The sequence below is a fragment of the Peptoniphilus catoniae genome (assembly GCF_901447155.2).
GTDB lineage: Bacteria > Bacillota > Clostridia > Tissierellales > Peptoniphilaceae > Peptoniphilus_E > Peptoniphilus_E catoniae.
The window spans coordinates 12,412-27,236 of record NZ_LR588419.1; the positions used below are offsets into that span (position 1 = coordinate 12,412).

General features: G+C 35.7%; 12 protein-coding genes and 1 tRNA gene. 6 read left to right on the plus strand and 7 right to left on the minus strand.

Annotation, left to right across the window (positions count from 1 at the left end; translation table 11 throughout):
* Nucleotides 1-129 precede the first annotated feature (129 nt).
* The 4 genes from PEPCATONIAE_RS07875 to PEPCATONIAE_RS07890 all read left to right on the plus strand — a co-directional run bounded on the left by PEPCATONIAE_RS07875 (nt 130) and on the right by PEPCATONIAE_RS07890 (nt 4,382).
* Nucleotides 130-205 (plus strand) — tRNA-Thr (locus PEPCATONIAE_RS07875).
* Between the two features lie 172 nt (nt 206-377).
* The gene (locus PEPCATONIAE_RS07880; protein WP_138160597.1) at nt 378-2,369 is read left to right on the plus strand and encodes a YcdB/YcdC domain-containing protein; all 1,992 of its coding nucleotides are present in this window, start codon (nt 378-380) and stop codon (nt 2,367-2,369) included.
* Between the two features lie 238 nt (nt 2,370-2,607).
* Nucleotides 2,608-3,609, plus strand: coding sequence for an O-acetyl-ADP-ribose deacetylase (locus tag PEPCATONIAE_RS07885; protein WP_138160598.1), 1,002 nt, complete (start codon nt 2,608-2,610; stop codon nt 3,607-3,609).
* Nucleotides 3,610-3,722: 113 nt separating this feature from the next.
* On the plus strand, nt 3,723-4,382 hold the full coding sequence (locus tag PEPCATONIAE_RS07890) for a vWA domain-containing protein (protein ID WP_138160599.1): 660 nt from the start codon (nt 3,723-3,725) through the stop codon (nt 4,380-4,382).
* A 103-nt stretch (nt 4,383-4,485) separates the two neighbouring features.
* Here PEPCATONIAE_RS07890 and PEPCATONIAE_RS07895 read toward each other — a convergent pair whose 3' ends face one another.
* Nucleotides 4,486-5,673, minus strand: coding sequence for a MalY/PatB family protein (locus PEPCATONIAE_RS07895; RefSeq protein WP_138160600.1), 1,188 nt, complete (start codon nt 5,671-5,673; stop codon nt 4,486-4,488).
* 8 nt (nt 5,674-5,681) lie between these two features.
* Nucleotides 5,682-7,286, minus strand: a complete 1,605-nt coding sequence (locus tag PEPCATONIAE_RS07900) for a gamma-glutamyltransferase family protein (protein ID WP_346265079.1) — start codon at nt 7,284-7,286, stop codon at nt 5,682-5,684.
* Between the two features lie 93 nt (nt 7,287-7,379).
* Here PEPCATONIAE_RS07900 and PEPCATONIAE_RS07905 point away from each other — a divergent pair, with 93 nt between their 5' ends.
* Entirely contained in the window at nt 7,380-7,892 is a 513-nt protein-coding gene (locus PEPCATONIAE_RS07905) for a methylated-DNA--[protein]-cysteine S-methyltransferase (protein ID WP_138160601.1), read from the plus strand.
* A 124-nt stretch (nt 7,893-8,016) separates the two neighbouring features.
* Nucleotides 8,017-9,387, plus strand: a complete 1,371-nt coding sequence (locus PEPCATONIAE_RS07910) for an alanine/glycine:cation symporter family protein (protein ID WP_428842301.1) — start codon at nt 8,017-8,019, stop codon at nt 9,385-9,387.
* Between the two features lie 122 nt (nt 9,388-9,509).
* Here PEPCATONIAE_RS07910 and PEPCATONIAE_RS07915 read toward each other — a convergent pair whose 3' ends face one another.
* From PEPCATONIAE_RS07915 to PEPCATONIAE_RS07935, 5 genes are read right to left on the minus strand one after another with little or no spacing between them, the layout of a single operon-like run.
* Nucleotides 9,510-10,577, minus strand: a complete 1,068-nt coding sequence (locus tag PEPCATONIAE_RS07915; RefSeq protein ID WP_138160603.1) for a mandelate racemase/muconate lactonizing enzyme family protein — start codon at nt 10,575-10,577, stop codon at nt 9,510-9,512.
* 10 nt (nt 10,578-10,587) lie between these two features.
* The gene (locus PEPCATONIAE_RS07920) at nt 10,588-11,958 is read right to left on the minus strand and encodes a transglutaminase-like domain-containing protein (protein ID WP_138160604.1); all 1,371 of its coding nucleotides are present in this window, start codon (nt 11,956-11,958) and stop codon (nt 10,588-10,590) included.
* A gap of 9 nt (nt 11,959-11,967) precedes the next feature.
* A complete protein-coding gene (locus PEPCATONIAE_RS07925) occupies nt 11,968-12,945 on the minus strand; it encodes an ABC transporter ATP-binding protein (protein WP_180339375.1) in 978 nt (325 codons plus the stop codon).
* Complete coding sequence (locus tag PEPCATONIAE_RS07930) at nt 12,935-13,936, minus strand: ABC transporter ATP-binding protein (protein ID WP_138160605.1); 1,002 nt, start codon at nt 13,934-13,936, stop codon at nt 12,935-12,937. Before PEPCATONIAE_RS07930 ends, PEPCATONIAE_RS07925 begins: the two co-directional genes overlap by 11 nt.
* A 15-nt stretch (nt 13,937-13,951) precedes the next feature.
* Entirely contained in the window at nt 13,952-14,824 is an 873-nt protein-coding gene (locus PEPCATONIAE_RS07935) for an ABC transporter permease (protein ID WP_138160606.1), read from the minus strand.
* Nucleotide 14,825 lies beyond the last annotated feature (1 nt).

Sequence of the window (14,825 nt, forward strand, 5' to 3'; positions counted from 1 at the left end):
GTTATTAAATAAAAGTAGTAGAAGATTTGTTAACATAACTAAGAATTATTTAAAGGTCTCGTAAAAATTCATCTTGAGCAAGCTTAATTAATATGCTATACTGATATGCGTTCACAGGTTTAAGGATATGCTATCGTAGCTCAGTAGGTAGAGCACTACATTGGTAATGTAGAGGTCGCGGGTTCAAATCCCGCCGTTAGCTCCATTTTAAAATGTGGTGACAGGTGGTAACTGGTGTCTGTAGTTTACAGATAGGTTACACCTTATACAAATAAAAAATAATTTAAAGGCACTTATCTAAGTGTCTTTTTTATTTAATAAATCTCTCATATTTCTTTCACAAAATCTGGGTATAATTTGTTTAGGAGGTTGATATTATGAAAAAAATTATTTCTCTTTTACTTATCCTTACACTACTTATACCAAGTGGTTGCATGGCTGAAGCTTCCACTAAAACAATTGCCAGTGAGGAAAAAAGCGAAGAAGTTTTACGCCTAAAAAAATTATTTAATATAGGCGATTATAAAAATTTTGATTTTTCTTCTTATACCAACGAAAATAAAAAGGTACTTTCTTATCAATGGTCAGATACAGGATCCAGTTTAAATATTGAAACTGATAGTGAAGGTAATATTTTAAGCTACTCAAAGTACGAAGATTCCGAAAATACTTCAGGTATTAATCTAAAGGATAAAAAAGAAATTCAAAAAAAGGCTGATGACTTTATTAAAAAAATAGCTCCGGATGTTTCTACTACATATAGGCCTGAAGATGTTTCAATTTATTTAGGCTCAAAGTCCGCAGATGTAACTTATTACAGATATGTAAATGACATTAAAGTAAGAAGCGACTATATAAGTGTAAGTGTTAATCTATCCAATGGTGAAATAGAAAGATTTTATACAACAGAAAACTTTACGGATTTTCCCGACTCAAAGTTTCCTGATCCAAGTAAGGCTATAGCTAAAGAAGAGGCCTTTAATAAGATCTTCCACGAAAATCCTATGTATTTAACCTACTATATGAATCCAAGCTTTTATAACAAAACCCCGTCCTACTTCCCGGCTTACACTCAACTTAAGAAAAACGACCTGTTAGATGCAATTTCAGGAGATTTTATTGATTTCAACGAAGACATTATTGCCTATAAAAAAGAAGAAGAAGCCAAGGATGCCGCTGCAGCTGAAGGTGAAGGAGGAATTTCTTTATCAGAAGTTGAAATGTCAGAGCTTAATACTGTTAAAGGTCTTAAAACTTTAGACGAGGTCAAAAAGTATTTATCTGATAATTTTGATTTGCAAAAATATGAGCTTAAATCAACTTCTCTTAATAAGTATTCCGAAGATAAGTATGCTTATGCTTTTTACTATCAGAACAAAAAATCAAGTATTAATATAGCTGTTGATGCTGAAAATCTTGAGCTTATAAATTACAATAATTATTTTGACGGATCTGGAAAGAAAGCTAACCTAAGCTCTGAAAAAGCGATTAAAGCTGCTGATGAATTTATTAAAAAATATAATTCTTCAAAGGATATTGATAAAACTAATCCCATTGTGTCTTCAAGTCCTTACTCAACTCAGGTAACCTATTACCGTCAAAAGGATAATCACTATATAGTTAAAAATGGAATTGAAATAAGTATAGATAACAAAACAGGTAAGGTTACTGAATATGTTCTTTCCTTAGACGATTTGGAATTTAAACCTATTGGCGATGTAATATCAGAGCAAGAAGCCAAAAAAATAGCCATGGATAATATAAGCTTGTCCTATGCTTATGTAAACAATGAAGTTAGACTTGTCTATGATTTTGACTATGATCTTATTATTAGAGCTAATGACGGAAAACTTGTTGGTAGTGGAGGTAAAGTCTTTGGAGATTCAGATATTGTTTATGAAGACTTGGATAAGTCAAGCTACAAGGATGAGCTGGAGTATTTGACCTCCCTAGGTATAGGTCTGCCTAAGTCATCTAAGGTAAGTGATCCTGTTACAGTTATGGATTATGTATATCTTTTAAGCCTTATAGAAAGCCCTATGGTTTATGAAAAAGATTTTATAGCCTCACATTTAGACTACTGGATTTTTGAAGACCTTAACGATGACGACATTGAAAAGAGTCTTACTAGAAAAGATGCAGTAAAGTGGATAATGAACTCTATGAATTATAAAGGTATCAAGGACTTAAAGGATGTTTTTGACAGCTCCATATTTACAGACTACAAGTCCATACCTAAAGACTATAGAGCTTATTACGCTTTAGCTAAAGCATATTCCATTTATGACTTTAAAGATGCTTCTCCTAATAAAACCCTAACCTTGGAAGAAGCCCTACACCTAATTTATAACTATGTCAATGCCAGATAAAAATATATAATTAGCCTATCTCTTAGGCAAGATAATGTAATATGTTTAAAAAATAGATGTGAGCTCTTATTGAGATTGCATCTATTTTTATATTTTAAATTTAAAATATCTTTTCCTCTTAAAGAGATTAATCGAAAATTTAAAAGATAACTGTTATAATTTTAAGTGTATACTAGTAAATTTAATTGTTTTTAATAGGTTTAAATCTAAAATCAAAAATAAAATCCGAGGTGTAACTATGCCTTTACAAATTGTTAGAAATGATATTACAAAAATGAAAGTTGATGCTATTGTTAATGCCGCCAACAATTCTCTTTTAGGAGGAGGCGGAGTAGATGGAGCTATTCATAGTGCGGCAGGTCCCGATTTACTGGAAGAGTGCAGAAGGCTTAATGGCTGCAAAACCGGAGATGCCAAAATAACTAAGGCTTATTGCCTACCCTGTTCCTACGTTATTCACACAGTGGGTCCACGTTGGCAAGGTGGAGGGTATAATGAAGAAAAGCTACTTGAGTCATGTTACATAAACTCTCTTAACTTGGCAAAGAAATATAAATGTGAATCAGTTGCCTTTCCCCTGATTTCTTCAGGTGTCTATAGATACCCTAAGGACCAGGCTCTTAAGGTTGCCATTAACACTATTAGTGACTTCCTCCTTGAAAATGATATGACCGTCTATATAGTTATCTTCGATAAAAAATCATATCAAATAAGCGAAAAGCTTTTTTCTGATATTAAGGCCTACATAGATGATAAGTATGTAAAGGATTATGAGGATACAAAAAATGAATATAGACGCGATCTTCAAATACTTGAAGAATATACCTTTTCTTCAGAAGCTAAGCTTTTAGATACAGGCGAAAAAAAGTCCGGCTCTTTAGAGAATGCTCTTGACCAAATAGACGAAAGCTTTTCGCAAATGCTTCTTAGAAAAATTGATGAGCTGGGAATGACTGATGCCCAATGTTACAAAAAAGCAAATATAGATAGAAAGCTTTTTTCAAAAATTCGCTCCAACAAATTTTATAAACCATCTAAGGCGACTGTTTTAGCCTTTGCCCTTGCTTTGGAACTTCCCCTTGATGAAATGGAGGACATGCTTATGAAAGCGGGCTTTGCCTTCTCCCCTTCAAGTAAGTTTGATATTATTGTGCAATATTTTGTAGAACAGGGAAATTATAAGGTCTACGAAATCAATGAGGCTCTTTTTGCCTTTGATCAAAATCTAATAGGTGGATAATATATAAAATATGTCGCTTTTAATGCGACCACTTCATAAAATGAAAATATTATACTCTAGCTGTAAGGTAAGAAAACTCTTACAGCTACTTTTATTTTATGGAGGAGATTTATATGAAAAAAAATTTAACAGAAATAGTTTTTATTCTTGACTGCAGCGGTTCCATGGCCGGACTTGAAGGTGATACTATAGGCGGATTTAATGCTATGATTAATAAACAGAAAAAGGCGAAAGGGGAAGCATTAATCTCAACAGTGCTCTTTAATAATGTAAGTAGAGTCCTCCATGACCGATTAGACTTAAAAGATATTCGCCCTATGACAGAGGCAGACTACACAGTTGGAGGTTGTACCGCCCTAGTTGATGCCATTGGCCTTTCCATTAGGCACATAGGAAATATTCATAAATATGCCCGTCCTGAGGATGTACCCCAGCATACTATCTTTGTTATTACAACAGACGGTATGGAAAATGCCAGTCATTACTACAATATAAATCAAGTTAGGCAAATAATCGAAAGACAGAAACAAAGATATAACTGGGAATTTCTTTTCCTAGGGGCCAATATTGACGCCTTGGAAACTGCAAAAAGCTTCGGAATAAATGAAGACCGTGCAGCTAACTACAACTGCGACAGTGAAGGTACAGCTCTAAATTATGAAGTCCTAAGCGATGCTATCAGCTCCCTTCGCTCTAATGCACCTTTAAGGAATAAATGGAAAAGTCGAATTGATGAAGATTTTAAAAACCGCAGACCTGATAATAAAAAATAAACATTTAAAAAGCCGGAGAATAACAACTCCGGCTTTTATAATAAAAACTTGCTCTATATATTGACTTAGGTCATATTAAGTTTTATTTAGACTTTAAAATATTTTATCCTCTAAGGTCCTTTAATGCCTTATCAAGTCTGTCAAGGGATTCTTTTATAGTTGATTTAGGTGCTGCAAGGTTTATTCTTTCAAAGCCTGAGCCTTCCTTTCCAAAAATATACCCCTCGTCTAAAAACAAGCCCGCCTTATTTTTCATAAAGTCTTCAAGCTTTTCATTACTCATTCCCAAGCTGTTAAAGTCAACCCATTGAAGGTAGGTTCCTTCCAATAGTGGTGCTTTAATATCAGGATGCTTGCTTTCAAAAAAGTCTTTTACAAGCTTTTGGTTTTCATCTATTACATCCAGGCATTTATCAAACCAGTCTTCACATTCATTATAGGCTATTTCACAAGCCTTATAGCCCAGAGCCGTGCAAGTGGATATACTCATAGCCTCAAGAGAATCCGTTAATTTTTCTCTAAGGTCCTTATTTTTAACAATAACATTGCTAAGCATCATGCCGGCAAGGTTAAAGGTCTTTGAAGGTGCCGTAAAGGTTATTGTTTTTTCTGCAACCTTATCATTTATAGTTTGAAAAACTGTGTGCTTATGTCCCTTATAAACAAAGTCCATATGGATTTCATCGCAAAGCATAATTAAATTATTTTTTTCAACTATTTGGGCAATTTTTTCAAGCTCTTCTTTTTCCCAAACTCTTCCTACAGGATTATGGGGTGAACAGAAGAGTAGTATTTTGTTTTCTTCCTTTGATGCAAGCTCTTCTAAAAGTTCAAAATCTATTTCATATCTTTCTTTTTTTATAAGTGGACATCTGACAAGCTTTCTATTTTGCAGTTCAATAGCCGAGAAAAATGGATAGTAAACCGGCGGCATAACTATAACTCCGTCTCCCTTGTTGCTGAACTTATTTATAGCTGCATAAATGGCCGGGACAACTCCCGGAGTATTAATTATCCACTCTCTTTTTACATCAAAATCATGTCTTCTCTTCATCCAGGATATTAGAGCTTCAAAGAAAGGGTCATTAGCCTCAGTGTATCCTAAAACATTTTGATCTAAATATTCCTTTAAACCTTCCCTAATTTCTGGAGCAATGGGAAATTCCATGTCAGCTACTGAAAGAGGTACTACCTCACCGGTAGAAAGCTCAGGTCTTTTTTTCACCATTCTGTCCCATTTAGGGGATCCCTTTCCCACTCTGTTTAATTTGCTTTCAAAATCGTATCTCATTTTTCCTCCTATATTCCAAGGACGCATCCGTCAGTTCTCGGTTCCGTTCCTCCAAGGTATACTCCCTTTTCTCTTAATATTATTTGTCCTCTACCCATGTCTGTTCTATCTGATACAAGATCTATTTCGTGTTCTCTTTTCTTTAAGTCTTTAACTATATTGGATTCATAATCTTCTTCAATTTCCACCTTTTTGCCCTTTATCCATTGCCATCTTGGAGCATCTAAAGCTGCCTGTGGATTAAGTCCATCATCTATCATTCTTATAAGAACCTGAAGATGACCTTGAGGCTGCATAAAGCCTCCCATAACTCCAAAAGGTCCCAAGGCTTTGCCATCTTGAGTTAAAAATCCCGGAATAATTGTATGATAGGGTCTGGTGCCTCCTACTAATCCGTTTGGTCTTGTGTCGTCAAAGTCAAAATTGTGTGCCCTGTTATTTAGAGATATGCCTGTTTTTTCAACTACAACTCCACTACCGAATCCCATATAATTTGACTGTATAAAAGAGATCATGTTTTCGTCCTTATCTGCTGCTGCCAAATAAATTGTAGATCCTTCACCAGGGGTACCGACTTTAGGGTCAAGTGCCTTTTCTTCAAGTTGATTTTTCCTTAATGTTAAATAGTCCTCCTTTAGAAGCTCTCTAAAATGAGGTCTCATTCTTTCCGGTTCGGCTACATATTCCTTTGCATCTACATAGGCACTTTTTAAGGCTTCTATAGCATAATGGGTCTTTTCCTCTTCAGTCATATGGGAAAAGTCAAATTTATTAAGAATCTTAAGAGCCATTAAAACTGTTATCCCATGTCCGTTGGGAGGGAGTTCCCAAACATCTATACCTCTGTAATTTACAGATAAGGGTTCTACCCACTCAGGTTTATAGGAAGAAAGGTCCTCTGTAGTTAAAAGTCCTCCTTTTTCCCTTACATAATCAGATATTGCCTTTGCAAGCTTGCCCCTATAAAAGGACTCTCCATTAGTTTTTACTATTTCCCTTAGACTTTCAGCTAGGTCTTTAAGTTTTACAACCTCTCCTGAATATGGTGCCCTGCCATTTATAGTAAAGGTGTCAAAAAAGCCCTTATAGGCAGGATCATCTTTAAATTTAGAATACTTTTCCACTTGAGCTTTCCAAAGCTGACTTATAGTAGGACTTACAGGATAACCTTCTTCAGCAAGCTTTATAGCAGGAGCCGCTATTTCTTCAAGACTGAGTTTGCCGAATCTTTCATGTAAGCTTATCCAACCGCCTACAGCTCCCGGTACATCTACAGATAAGGGACCTGTTTGAGGGATAGAATTATATCCCAGATCCTTTAGCTTTTGCATTTTTAGGTCTACAGGAGCAGGTCCACTGGCATTAAGTCCATAAAGCTTTCCATCCATGGACACTATGGCAAAGGCATCTGATCCCAAACCATTACCTGTAGGTTCAACTACAACATGAACCATTGCCATTGCAAGGGCTGCATCTACACAGTTGCCCCCGGCCTTCATTATGTCCGTTCCCGCTATAGTTGCATAGGTGTTTGATGAGGCTGCCATAGCTGATTTGCCATATACCACCGTCCTTCTACTTTTATAGGGATAAAAAATATTGTCCGTTTTCAAAATAAACATCCTTTCTTGATATCTATATTTTCCTGTATTATAGTTAAATTATCCGACAAACTTAACTTATAATCAACTTTTAAAGGAGTTTTTATGAAATATATTAAAAAATATGTATCTCCTATAGGAGACCTTTTATTAATAAGCGACGGCGAAGGTCTTTGCGGTTTATACTTTATAGGAGAAAAATACTTGGACAAAAACCTTAAGGTCCATGAAAAAGATCTTAAAATTTTTAAGGATACTTTTAACTGGTTGGACCTTTATTTTAAGGGGCAAGAACCTCCTTTTATACCTAAGCTTAATCTTATAGGAAGCGATTTTAGAAAATCCGTTTGGGAAATTCTTTTAACTATTCCCTATGGACAAACTACCAGCTACAAAAATATTGCCCACATTATTGCAGAAAAAAGATCAATGGATAAAATGTCTCCTCAAGCTGTAGGAGGAGCTGTAGGACATAATCCCATATCAATTATAGTGCCCTGTCATAGAGTTGTAGGTGCAAATGGAAATCTTACAGGCTATGCTGCTGGCCTTGATAAAAAAATCGCACTTTTAAAACTTGAAGGTCTTAATATGTCAAAATTTTCTTATCCGAAATAATTTATTAATCTTTATCAATTACTTAATCTTTTAGTTTTTAATTTTCTAATCTAATGTGGTATAATCTCTATCTATATAAGGAGGGATTATTTTGCTTGATAATTTAACTGCTTTATTAAAAAGTATGAATGGAATTCTTTGGGGAGCTCCCCTTATGATTTTATTAGTGGGCTTTGGTCTTACTTCTACTATATATTTAAGGTTTCCCCAATTTACAAGACTAGGCTACGGATTTAAAGAAACCTTCGGCAAGGCACTGTCCAAAGATAAGACTGAGGAAGGTTCTATGTCTTCATTTCAAGCTTTATCCACAGCTATAGCTGCCCAGGTAGGTACCGGAAATATAGGTGGCGTTGCAGGAGCTATAGTATCAGGAGGTCCCGGGGCGGTTTTTTGGATGTGGATTACAGCAATACTCGGTATGTCAACTATATCCGTCGAAGCAATTTTGGCACAAAAGTACAGAGAAATAAGAGATGGTCAGTATGTAGGAGGACCGGCCTTTTATATAAGCAAGGGCTTAAAAAACAGAGGACTTTCAAGTCTGGGCTACTTCCTAGCAGGAGCCTTTTCAATTCTTATAATCCTGGCCTTAGGCTTTATCGGCAATATGGTTCAGTCCAATTCCATATCCTCTGCCTTGGCTGAAGCCTTTAACCTACCTGAACTTTTTGTTGGTATAGCTATTGCACTTACTGCAGCCTTTATTTTTATAGGAGGCATTAAACGTATAGGATCATTTGCTGAAAGAGTCGTTCCCCTAATGGCACTTATTTACATAATCGGTTCAATTGTCGTTCTTGTTAAGTTTAACAATATGATAGTGCCGGTATTTAAGGCTATATTTGAATCCGCCTTTTCAGCTAAAGCCGTTTTAGGTGGAGCTGTAGGTGTATCAGTTAAAACTGCAATTAGATATGGTGTAGCAAGGGGTCTTTTCTCCAACGAAGCCGGTATGGGTTCCACCCCTAACTCCCATGCAGTTGCAAATGTCTACCATCCTGTAATTCAAGGTTGTGTTGCTATGATAGGAGTATTTATAGACACTATCCTTGTATGTACAGCAACCTCCCTTGTAGTTCTTGCTACAGATGCCCACAACAGCGGTAAGGAAGGGGTAATGATTACTATGGAAGCTTTTAGACGTGCCTTTGGGGATACCGGAGCAAAGTTTCTTGCCATAGCCTTAGTATTTTTTGCCTTTACAACTATTATCGGCTGGTACTACTTTGGTGAATCCAATACTAAGTACCTTTTTAAATCAAAATCAGCTATAAGGGTTTATCAGGCTATTGCCCTTTGCTTTATGGTCTTAGGTTCTGTGCAAAAAGTTAATTTTGTTTGGGAGCTTACAGACTTATTTAACGGTCTAATGGTTATCCCTAATATAATTGGTCTTTTTATCCTACTTAATGAAGCTAAGGATATGTATAGGGACTTTGACCTTCAAGTAAGATCAGGAGAAAAGTTAAGCTACAAGTATAAACATTTATAATTTTTGGTCTATCTATAACTGAAGCTTTATAAAAAACAATAAAAAACTCTCTCGCCAAATCATTTTAGATTGACGGGAGAGTTTTGTTTAATTAAGATATTAATTTACATTAAAATATCGATTTAAAAGTCTATTTCAAGTCCAAGACCCGGTGCTTCTGATAGAGTAATGATTCCGCCCTCTTGAGTGAATCCTCCTTTTATTCCCGGAAGCTCTTCAACCATTCTGTAACTATCAAGGTCAGCATACTCGATATTTTTCTTTGCTGCTGCAAGGGCAGCTCCAGCTGCTATACCTACTCTTGTTTCACTCATGCAGCCTATCATACACTTTAGACCTGCCGCTTCTGCAACTGCATTTATTTGCAATGCAGGGAAAAGTCCTCCGGCCTTCATTAATTTTATATTAATAATATCAGTAGCCTCTTCCTTAACGGCTCTTATTGCATCCTTAGGACCATGAACTGATTCATCCATCATAAGCTCTTGACTAATATGATCCTTAACAAATTTAAGTCCTGTAAAATCCCAATAAGGTAAAGGTTGCTCTATTTCATCTACGTGATACTTTTCCATTTTTTTCATTACATTTACAGCTTGCTTCTTATCATAGCCTTGGTTGGCATCAAGTCTAAGACTTATACCGTCACCTACAGCCTCTCTGATTTTAGCTATAGCTTCAAGGTCATCCTCTTGGTTAATTCCGATTTTTATTTTTAAAATTTTAAAACCTTCATCTACATATTTTTTAGCAAGCTTTGCCATTTCATCCGGAGTGTCTATTCCAATAGTCATATCAGATTTTACTTGATTAGAATTGCCTCCAAGAAGTTTATAAACAGGTAGTCCTGCCTTTTTGCCCAGTATATCGTAAAGTGCAAAGTCTATAGCTGCCTTGCCTGCAGACTTACCTACTATATGTCTATCCATTTTTCTGTGGATTCTTTCTATAGCAAGAGGGTCTTCTCCTATTAAAATAGGTTTAATACCTTCCAAGAATACCTCTATATCTCCTATACAATCTCCGGTAACAGGTTCAAAGGGGCTGGCTTCACCATAACCTACTATTCCCTCATCTGTTGTTACCTTAACTAAAAGAGATTCAGTTTTTGATTCATCTCTTAAAGCAATTTTAAATTTTACCTTAGCTACAGGGCTTAAAATGGTCCACGCAATATCAACTATTTTCATTTTACACCTCTTAAATTTCAACTTCTTCAATATCTACTACAACTTGATTTGTAACATAATCTTCTTCACTTAACCTTTGGTCTTCATACTCTATTTCTCCATCTTGATTATCATAAGGATCTCTCCTTAAATAATTAAGTTGAGGATTAAAGTCATATTGGAAGCTTGATGTTGCAGGCATTCTGAAAGGCTCTAGATTTCCGAAATAGAAGTTCCATCTTTCTTCAGCACCTTCTCTGTAAGCAGCTCCACCAAAAGAACAGTCAGCAAAAAGCCAACCGAAAGGTTCAATATAAAATTGTGCCCAGTCATGGTTGCCTATGGATTTAGCATTGGCATATAGGCCTGCCTGCCATCTTGCAGGGATCTTTGCTATACGACACATGGTTATAAATAAAAGAGCCTGAATACCGCAGTCTCCCTTTAGAGAGCTTGCACCATAGGTGGGTATATTGGTTATTGAAAAATATGGCCTTACAAAGGAGTACATAACCTTACTTGTTATAAAATCATATATTTTTCTAGCCTTTATAAGAGGATTCTTTTCATCCCCCAAAACTTCCTCAGTAAGTTCCCTTAAATAAGGATTAAAAACTATATGAGGAGGAAACTCTTCAGTATAGAAGTTAGGTTGGAAATTACTTACCTCTTCCGGTTTAGGATCTTTATAAGCTACATGGTTTATAAACTCATAGTCCACATAGAACTCGTCGTCTTCCTTATAGTCTTCCTCAAAATACACTGTTCTTAAAGGACTGTAAGGACCTGAAATAGATTTAGGTTCATGGGAAGTAGAAAGAATCTTAAAATTCTTAACCTGAGAATATTCTATAGGTATAGGAATATGTACTCTGATTTTTTTGCCGGGTCTTTCTGCTTCCTTCTTAAGCTTTATAGAAGCTTTTATTCTGATTTTATAGGCTAGGTCACCCTTTGATTTCATCTTGGCAATTACTTCATTAAGCATATCAAAGTTGCCTTCCTTGTCCATAAGATCCTTTTTATCTATAACTCTTTTTGCCAATTCAGGTACTGTCTTTACAAGATTTGCCACCATATCATCTTTGAAATGAACTTCCCCGTTTATATAGTACCAATCTATTGAATCTAAATCTCTAAGCTCCTCAAGCTCCTCTTCCTTAAAATCTTCGAAAGATTCTTGAAGAATTTTAAGGGCTTCTTCATAATTATAGGGATAACTTTTCGGAATTATATCAATAATATACTTTTCAAGCTCTAGCCTTTGTTTTAAAGCATTGGGAATATCTTTTTTAAGTCTTAAGTCTATTACTCTCTTAAGTCTGTCAAAATCTCCATAAGCTTTTAACTTTGCAAGGTCTTCCGGTAAATCAACTTCCAAATATTTTAAATTTTCATTCATTTTAGCCTCCTAGAGTCTTTGTGGATAGTTACATGCAACATAATGATCCTTTGCTATCTCTTTAAGAACCGGCTTTTCTAAAAGACAGTCTCCTTTCACAATTGGACACCTTGAAGCAAAAGGACAACCCTTAGGTTGATCTATAGCACTTGGTATATCCCCTTTTAATTGAGCTTTTAAAGGCTCACTTTCAAAGTCTATATTGGGTATTGATGCTAAAAGAGCCTTTGTATAAGGGTGGGCACTATGAAAGTAAAGTTCGTCTTTATCAGCAAGTTCCATTAAATATCCTAAATACATTACAGCAACTCTGTCTGATATATGATAAATTACATTAAGGTTGTGAGATATAAAGGCATAGGTTAAATTGGATTTTTCCTGCAAATCCATAAGCAGATTTATAATTTGTGACTGAATAGATACGTCAAGAGCCGATACAGGTTCGTCGCAAACCATAAATTTAGGTGTAAGAGCAAGGGCTCTGGCTATTCCTATTCTTTGTCTTTGACCTCCTGAAAATTCGTGAGGATACCTTCTTACATAAATAGTATCCAAGCCGCAAAGCTTCATAAGCTCCTTAACTCTTTCAGTTCTTTCTTTTTTTGAATAAAGGTTTTGATATTCAAAGGGTTCAGCTATTATGTCTCCTACAGTCATTCTCGGGTCTAAGGAAGAATAGGGATCCTGAAAAATTATTTGCAGATCCTTTCTATAAGGCTTCATTTCCTTTTCGCTTAAATTTGAAATGTCCTTGTCTTCATATATTATTTTACCTTGACTGGGCTGGGTAAGTCTTATCATAAGTCTTCCCAGTGTAGTCTTTCCACAACCGGACTCGCCTACTATTCCTAAGGTTTCTCCTTGATAAATATTAAGACTTACTTTATTTACCGCATGGACATAGGTTTTTTCTTCCCCAATCTTCTTTCCCTTAACAGCAAATCTTTTTACAACATCTTCAAGTCTAAGAAGGGCTTTATTTTCCATTATTTTCTTCCTCCCTTCCCTCATTTGAATAAAGGAAGCAACGAACTTCCCTACCTTCCTTTGTTTTTACAAGCTCAGGCCTTTTTATCTTGCAAATATCCATGCATTTGTGACATCTTGGATGAAATAGGCATCCCTCAGGCCTGTTACTTAATGAAGGCACCATACCTTCAATTACAGTTAATCTCTCTTCATTTTTATTGACTGTCGGTATAGATTCTAAAAGAGCTTGGGTATAGGGATGAAGAGGTTTCATAAATAAATCCTTTGCAGAACTGTATTCCATTTCCTTACCTGCATACATTACCATTACATTGTCACTTACTTGAGCCACTACCCCCAAGTCGTGGGTAATCATAATTACCGAAGTATTAAGATCCTTCTTCAGTTTATTAATAAGCTCCAAAATCTGTGCCTGTATAGTTACATCAAGGGCTGTAGTAGGCTCATCACATATTAAAAGAGAAGGGTTGCAACATAAGGCTATTGCTATCATGGCACGTTGCCTCATTCCTCCTGAAAGTTGATGTGGATAATCATCTATTCTTTTTTCGGGATTAGCTATACCTACTTTTCTAAGCATATCTATAGCTTTTTCCCTTGCCTCTTTTTTATTAAGTTTTTGGTGAATTCTAAGGCTTTCCATAATTTGATAGCCTATTGTTAACACGGGATTTAAGGCTGTCATAGGCTCCTGAAAAATCATAGCCACCTTATCTCCCCTAATATTTTGCATCTCTTCCTTTGATTTATTCAGTATAGATTCATTATCGAGTATAATTTCTCCACTTACAATTTTACCCGGAGGACTTTGAACCAGTCTCATAATAGATAGGGCGGTAACACTTTTACCACTTCCTGATTCTCCGACTATGCCGAGAGTTTCACCTTTATTAAGTGAAAAGCTTACATCGTCAAGAGCATAAACAACGCCCTCTGTAGTATAAAAATAAGTGCTTAGATTTTTCACTTCTAATAGTTTGTCTTTCACGTTAACTCTCCTAGCTTATAAATTCTTAAGTTTAGGATCAAGGGCATCCCTTAAAGCATCTCCTAAAAGGTTAAAGGCAAGTACGGTAAGCACTAAGGCAATTCCCGGATAAATAGCATAGCCGGGATTGACTCTTAAATAAGTACGAGCCACACTTATCATTTGACCCCAACTTGATTCCGGCGGTTGAACTCCAAGACCTAAAAAGCTAAGACTTGCTTCATACATAATATCTGCCGGTATCTCCATAGTTATAATTACTATAATTGTAGACAAACAGTTGGGAATCATATGTTTTAAAATTATTTGTATATTGCTTCCACCACTTGCTTTAGCAGCCTCAACATATTCGTTTTCTTTAAGCTGCATTACCTGAGACCTTATAACTCTGGCGACACTTGTCCATCCTACAAATCCTATAGCCATAAATACATTTATGACCCCTGTCCCCAAAACAAACATAATTACTATTGCAAATAAAATTTGAGGAAAAGAAGCAAATACCTCTATAATTCTTGATATTACCGAGTCAACTTTACCTCCGTAATAACCGGCTATAGCGCCCATTATTACTCCTATAGTTACAGCTATACCTTCAGCCACCAAACCTACACTTAAAGAGACCCTTGACCCGTAAATAATACGTGAAAAAATATCCCTTCCGAATTCATCGGTGCCTAGCAGGTGTTCACTGCAGGGGCCTAAATTAATACTGCTTGTATCTTGATAGGATTGGTCATATGGAGCTATAAATGGAGCAAAAACTGCAACAATTATAAGAAGAATTATAAAAATTAAGCAAACTATTGCGATTTTATCTCTTTTTATTTTATTAAATGCATCTGCATAAAAGCTGGTGAACTTTACATCTTTATTTATTTCTCCCATA

Coding starts and splice junctions, on each gene's coding strand:
- PEPCATONIAE_RS07910 (WP_428842301.1), top strand. CDS start 8,017: ATGAATGGAATTCTTTGGGGAGCTCCCCTTATGATTTTATTAGTGGGC.
- PEPCATONIAE_RS07890 (WP_138160599.1), top strand. CDS start 3,723: ATGAAAAAAAATTTAACAGAAATAGTTTTTATTCTTGACTGCAGCGGT.
- PEPCATONIAE_RS07920 (WP_138160604.1), bottom strand. CDS start 11,958: ATGAATGAAAATTTAAAATATTTGGAAGTTGATTTACCGGAAGACCTT.
- PEPCATONIAE_RS07885 (WP_138160598.1), top strand. CDS start 2,608: ATGCCTTTACAAATTGTTAGAAATGATATTACAAAAATGAAAGTTGAT.
- PEPCATONIAE_RS07905 (WP_138160601.1), top strand. CDS start 7,380: ATGAAATATATTAAAAAATATGTATCTCCTATAGGAGACCTTTTATTA.
- PEPCATONIAE_RS07935 (WP_138160606.1), bottom strand. CDS start 14,824: ATGGGAGAAATAAATAAAGATGTAAAGTTCACCAGCTTTTATGCAGAT.
- PEPCATONIAE_RS07880 (WP_138160597.1), top strand. CDS start 378: ATGAAAAAAATTATTTCTCTTTTACTTATCCTTACACTACTTATACCA.
- PEPCATONIAE_RS07925 (WP_180339375.1), bottom strand. CDS start 12,945: ATGGAAAATAAAGCCCTTCTTAGACTTGAAGATGTTGTAAAAAGATTT.
- PEPCATONIAE_RS07895 (WP_138160600.1), bottom strand. CDS start 5,673: ATGAGATACGATTTTGAAAGCAAATTAAACAGAGTGGGAAAGGGATCC.
- PEPCATONIAE_RS07915 (WP_138160603.1), bottom strand. CDS start 10,577: ATGAAAATAGTTGATATTGCGTGGACCATTTTAAGCCCTGTAGCTAAG.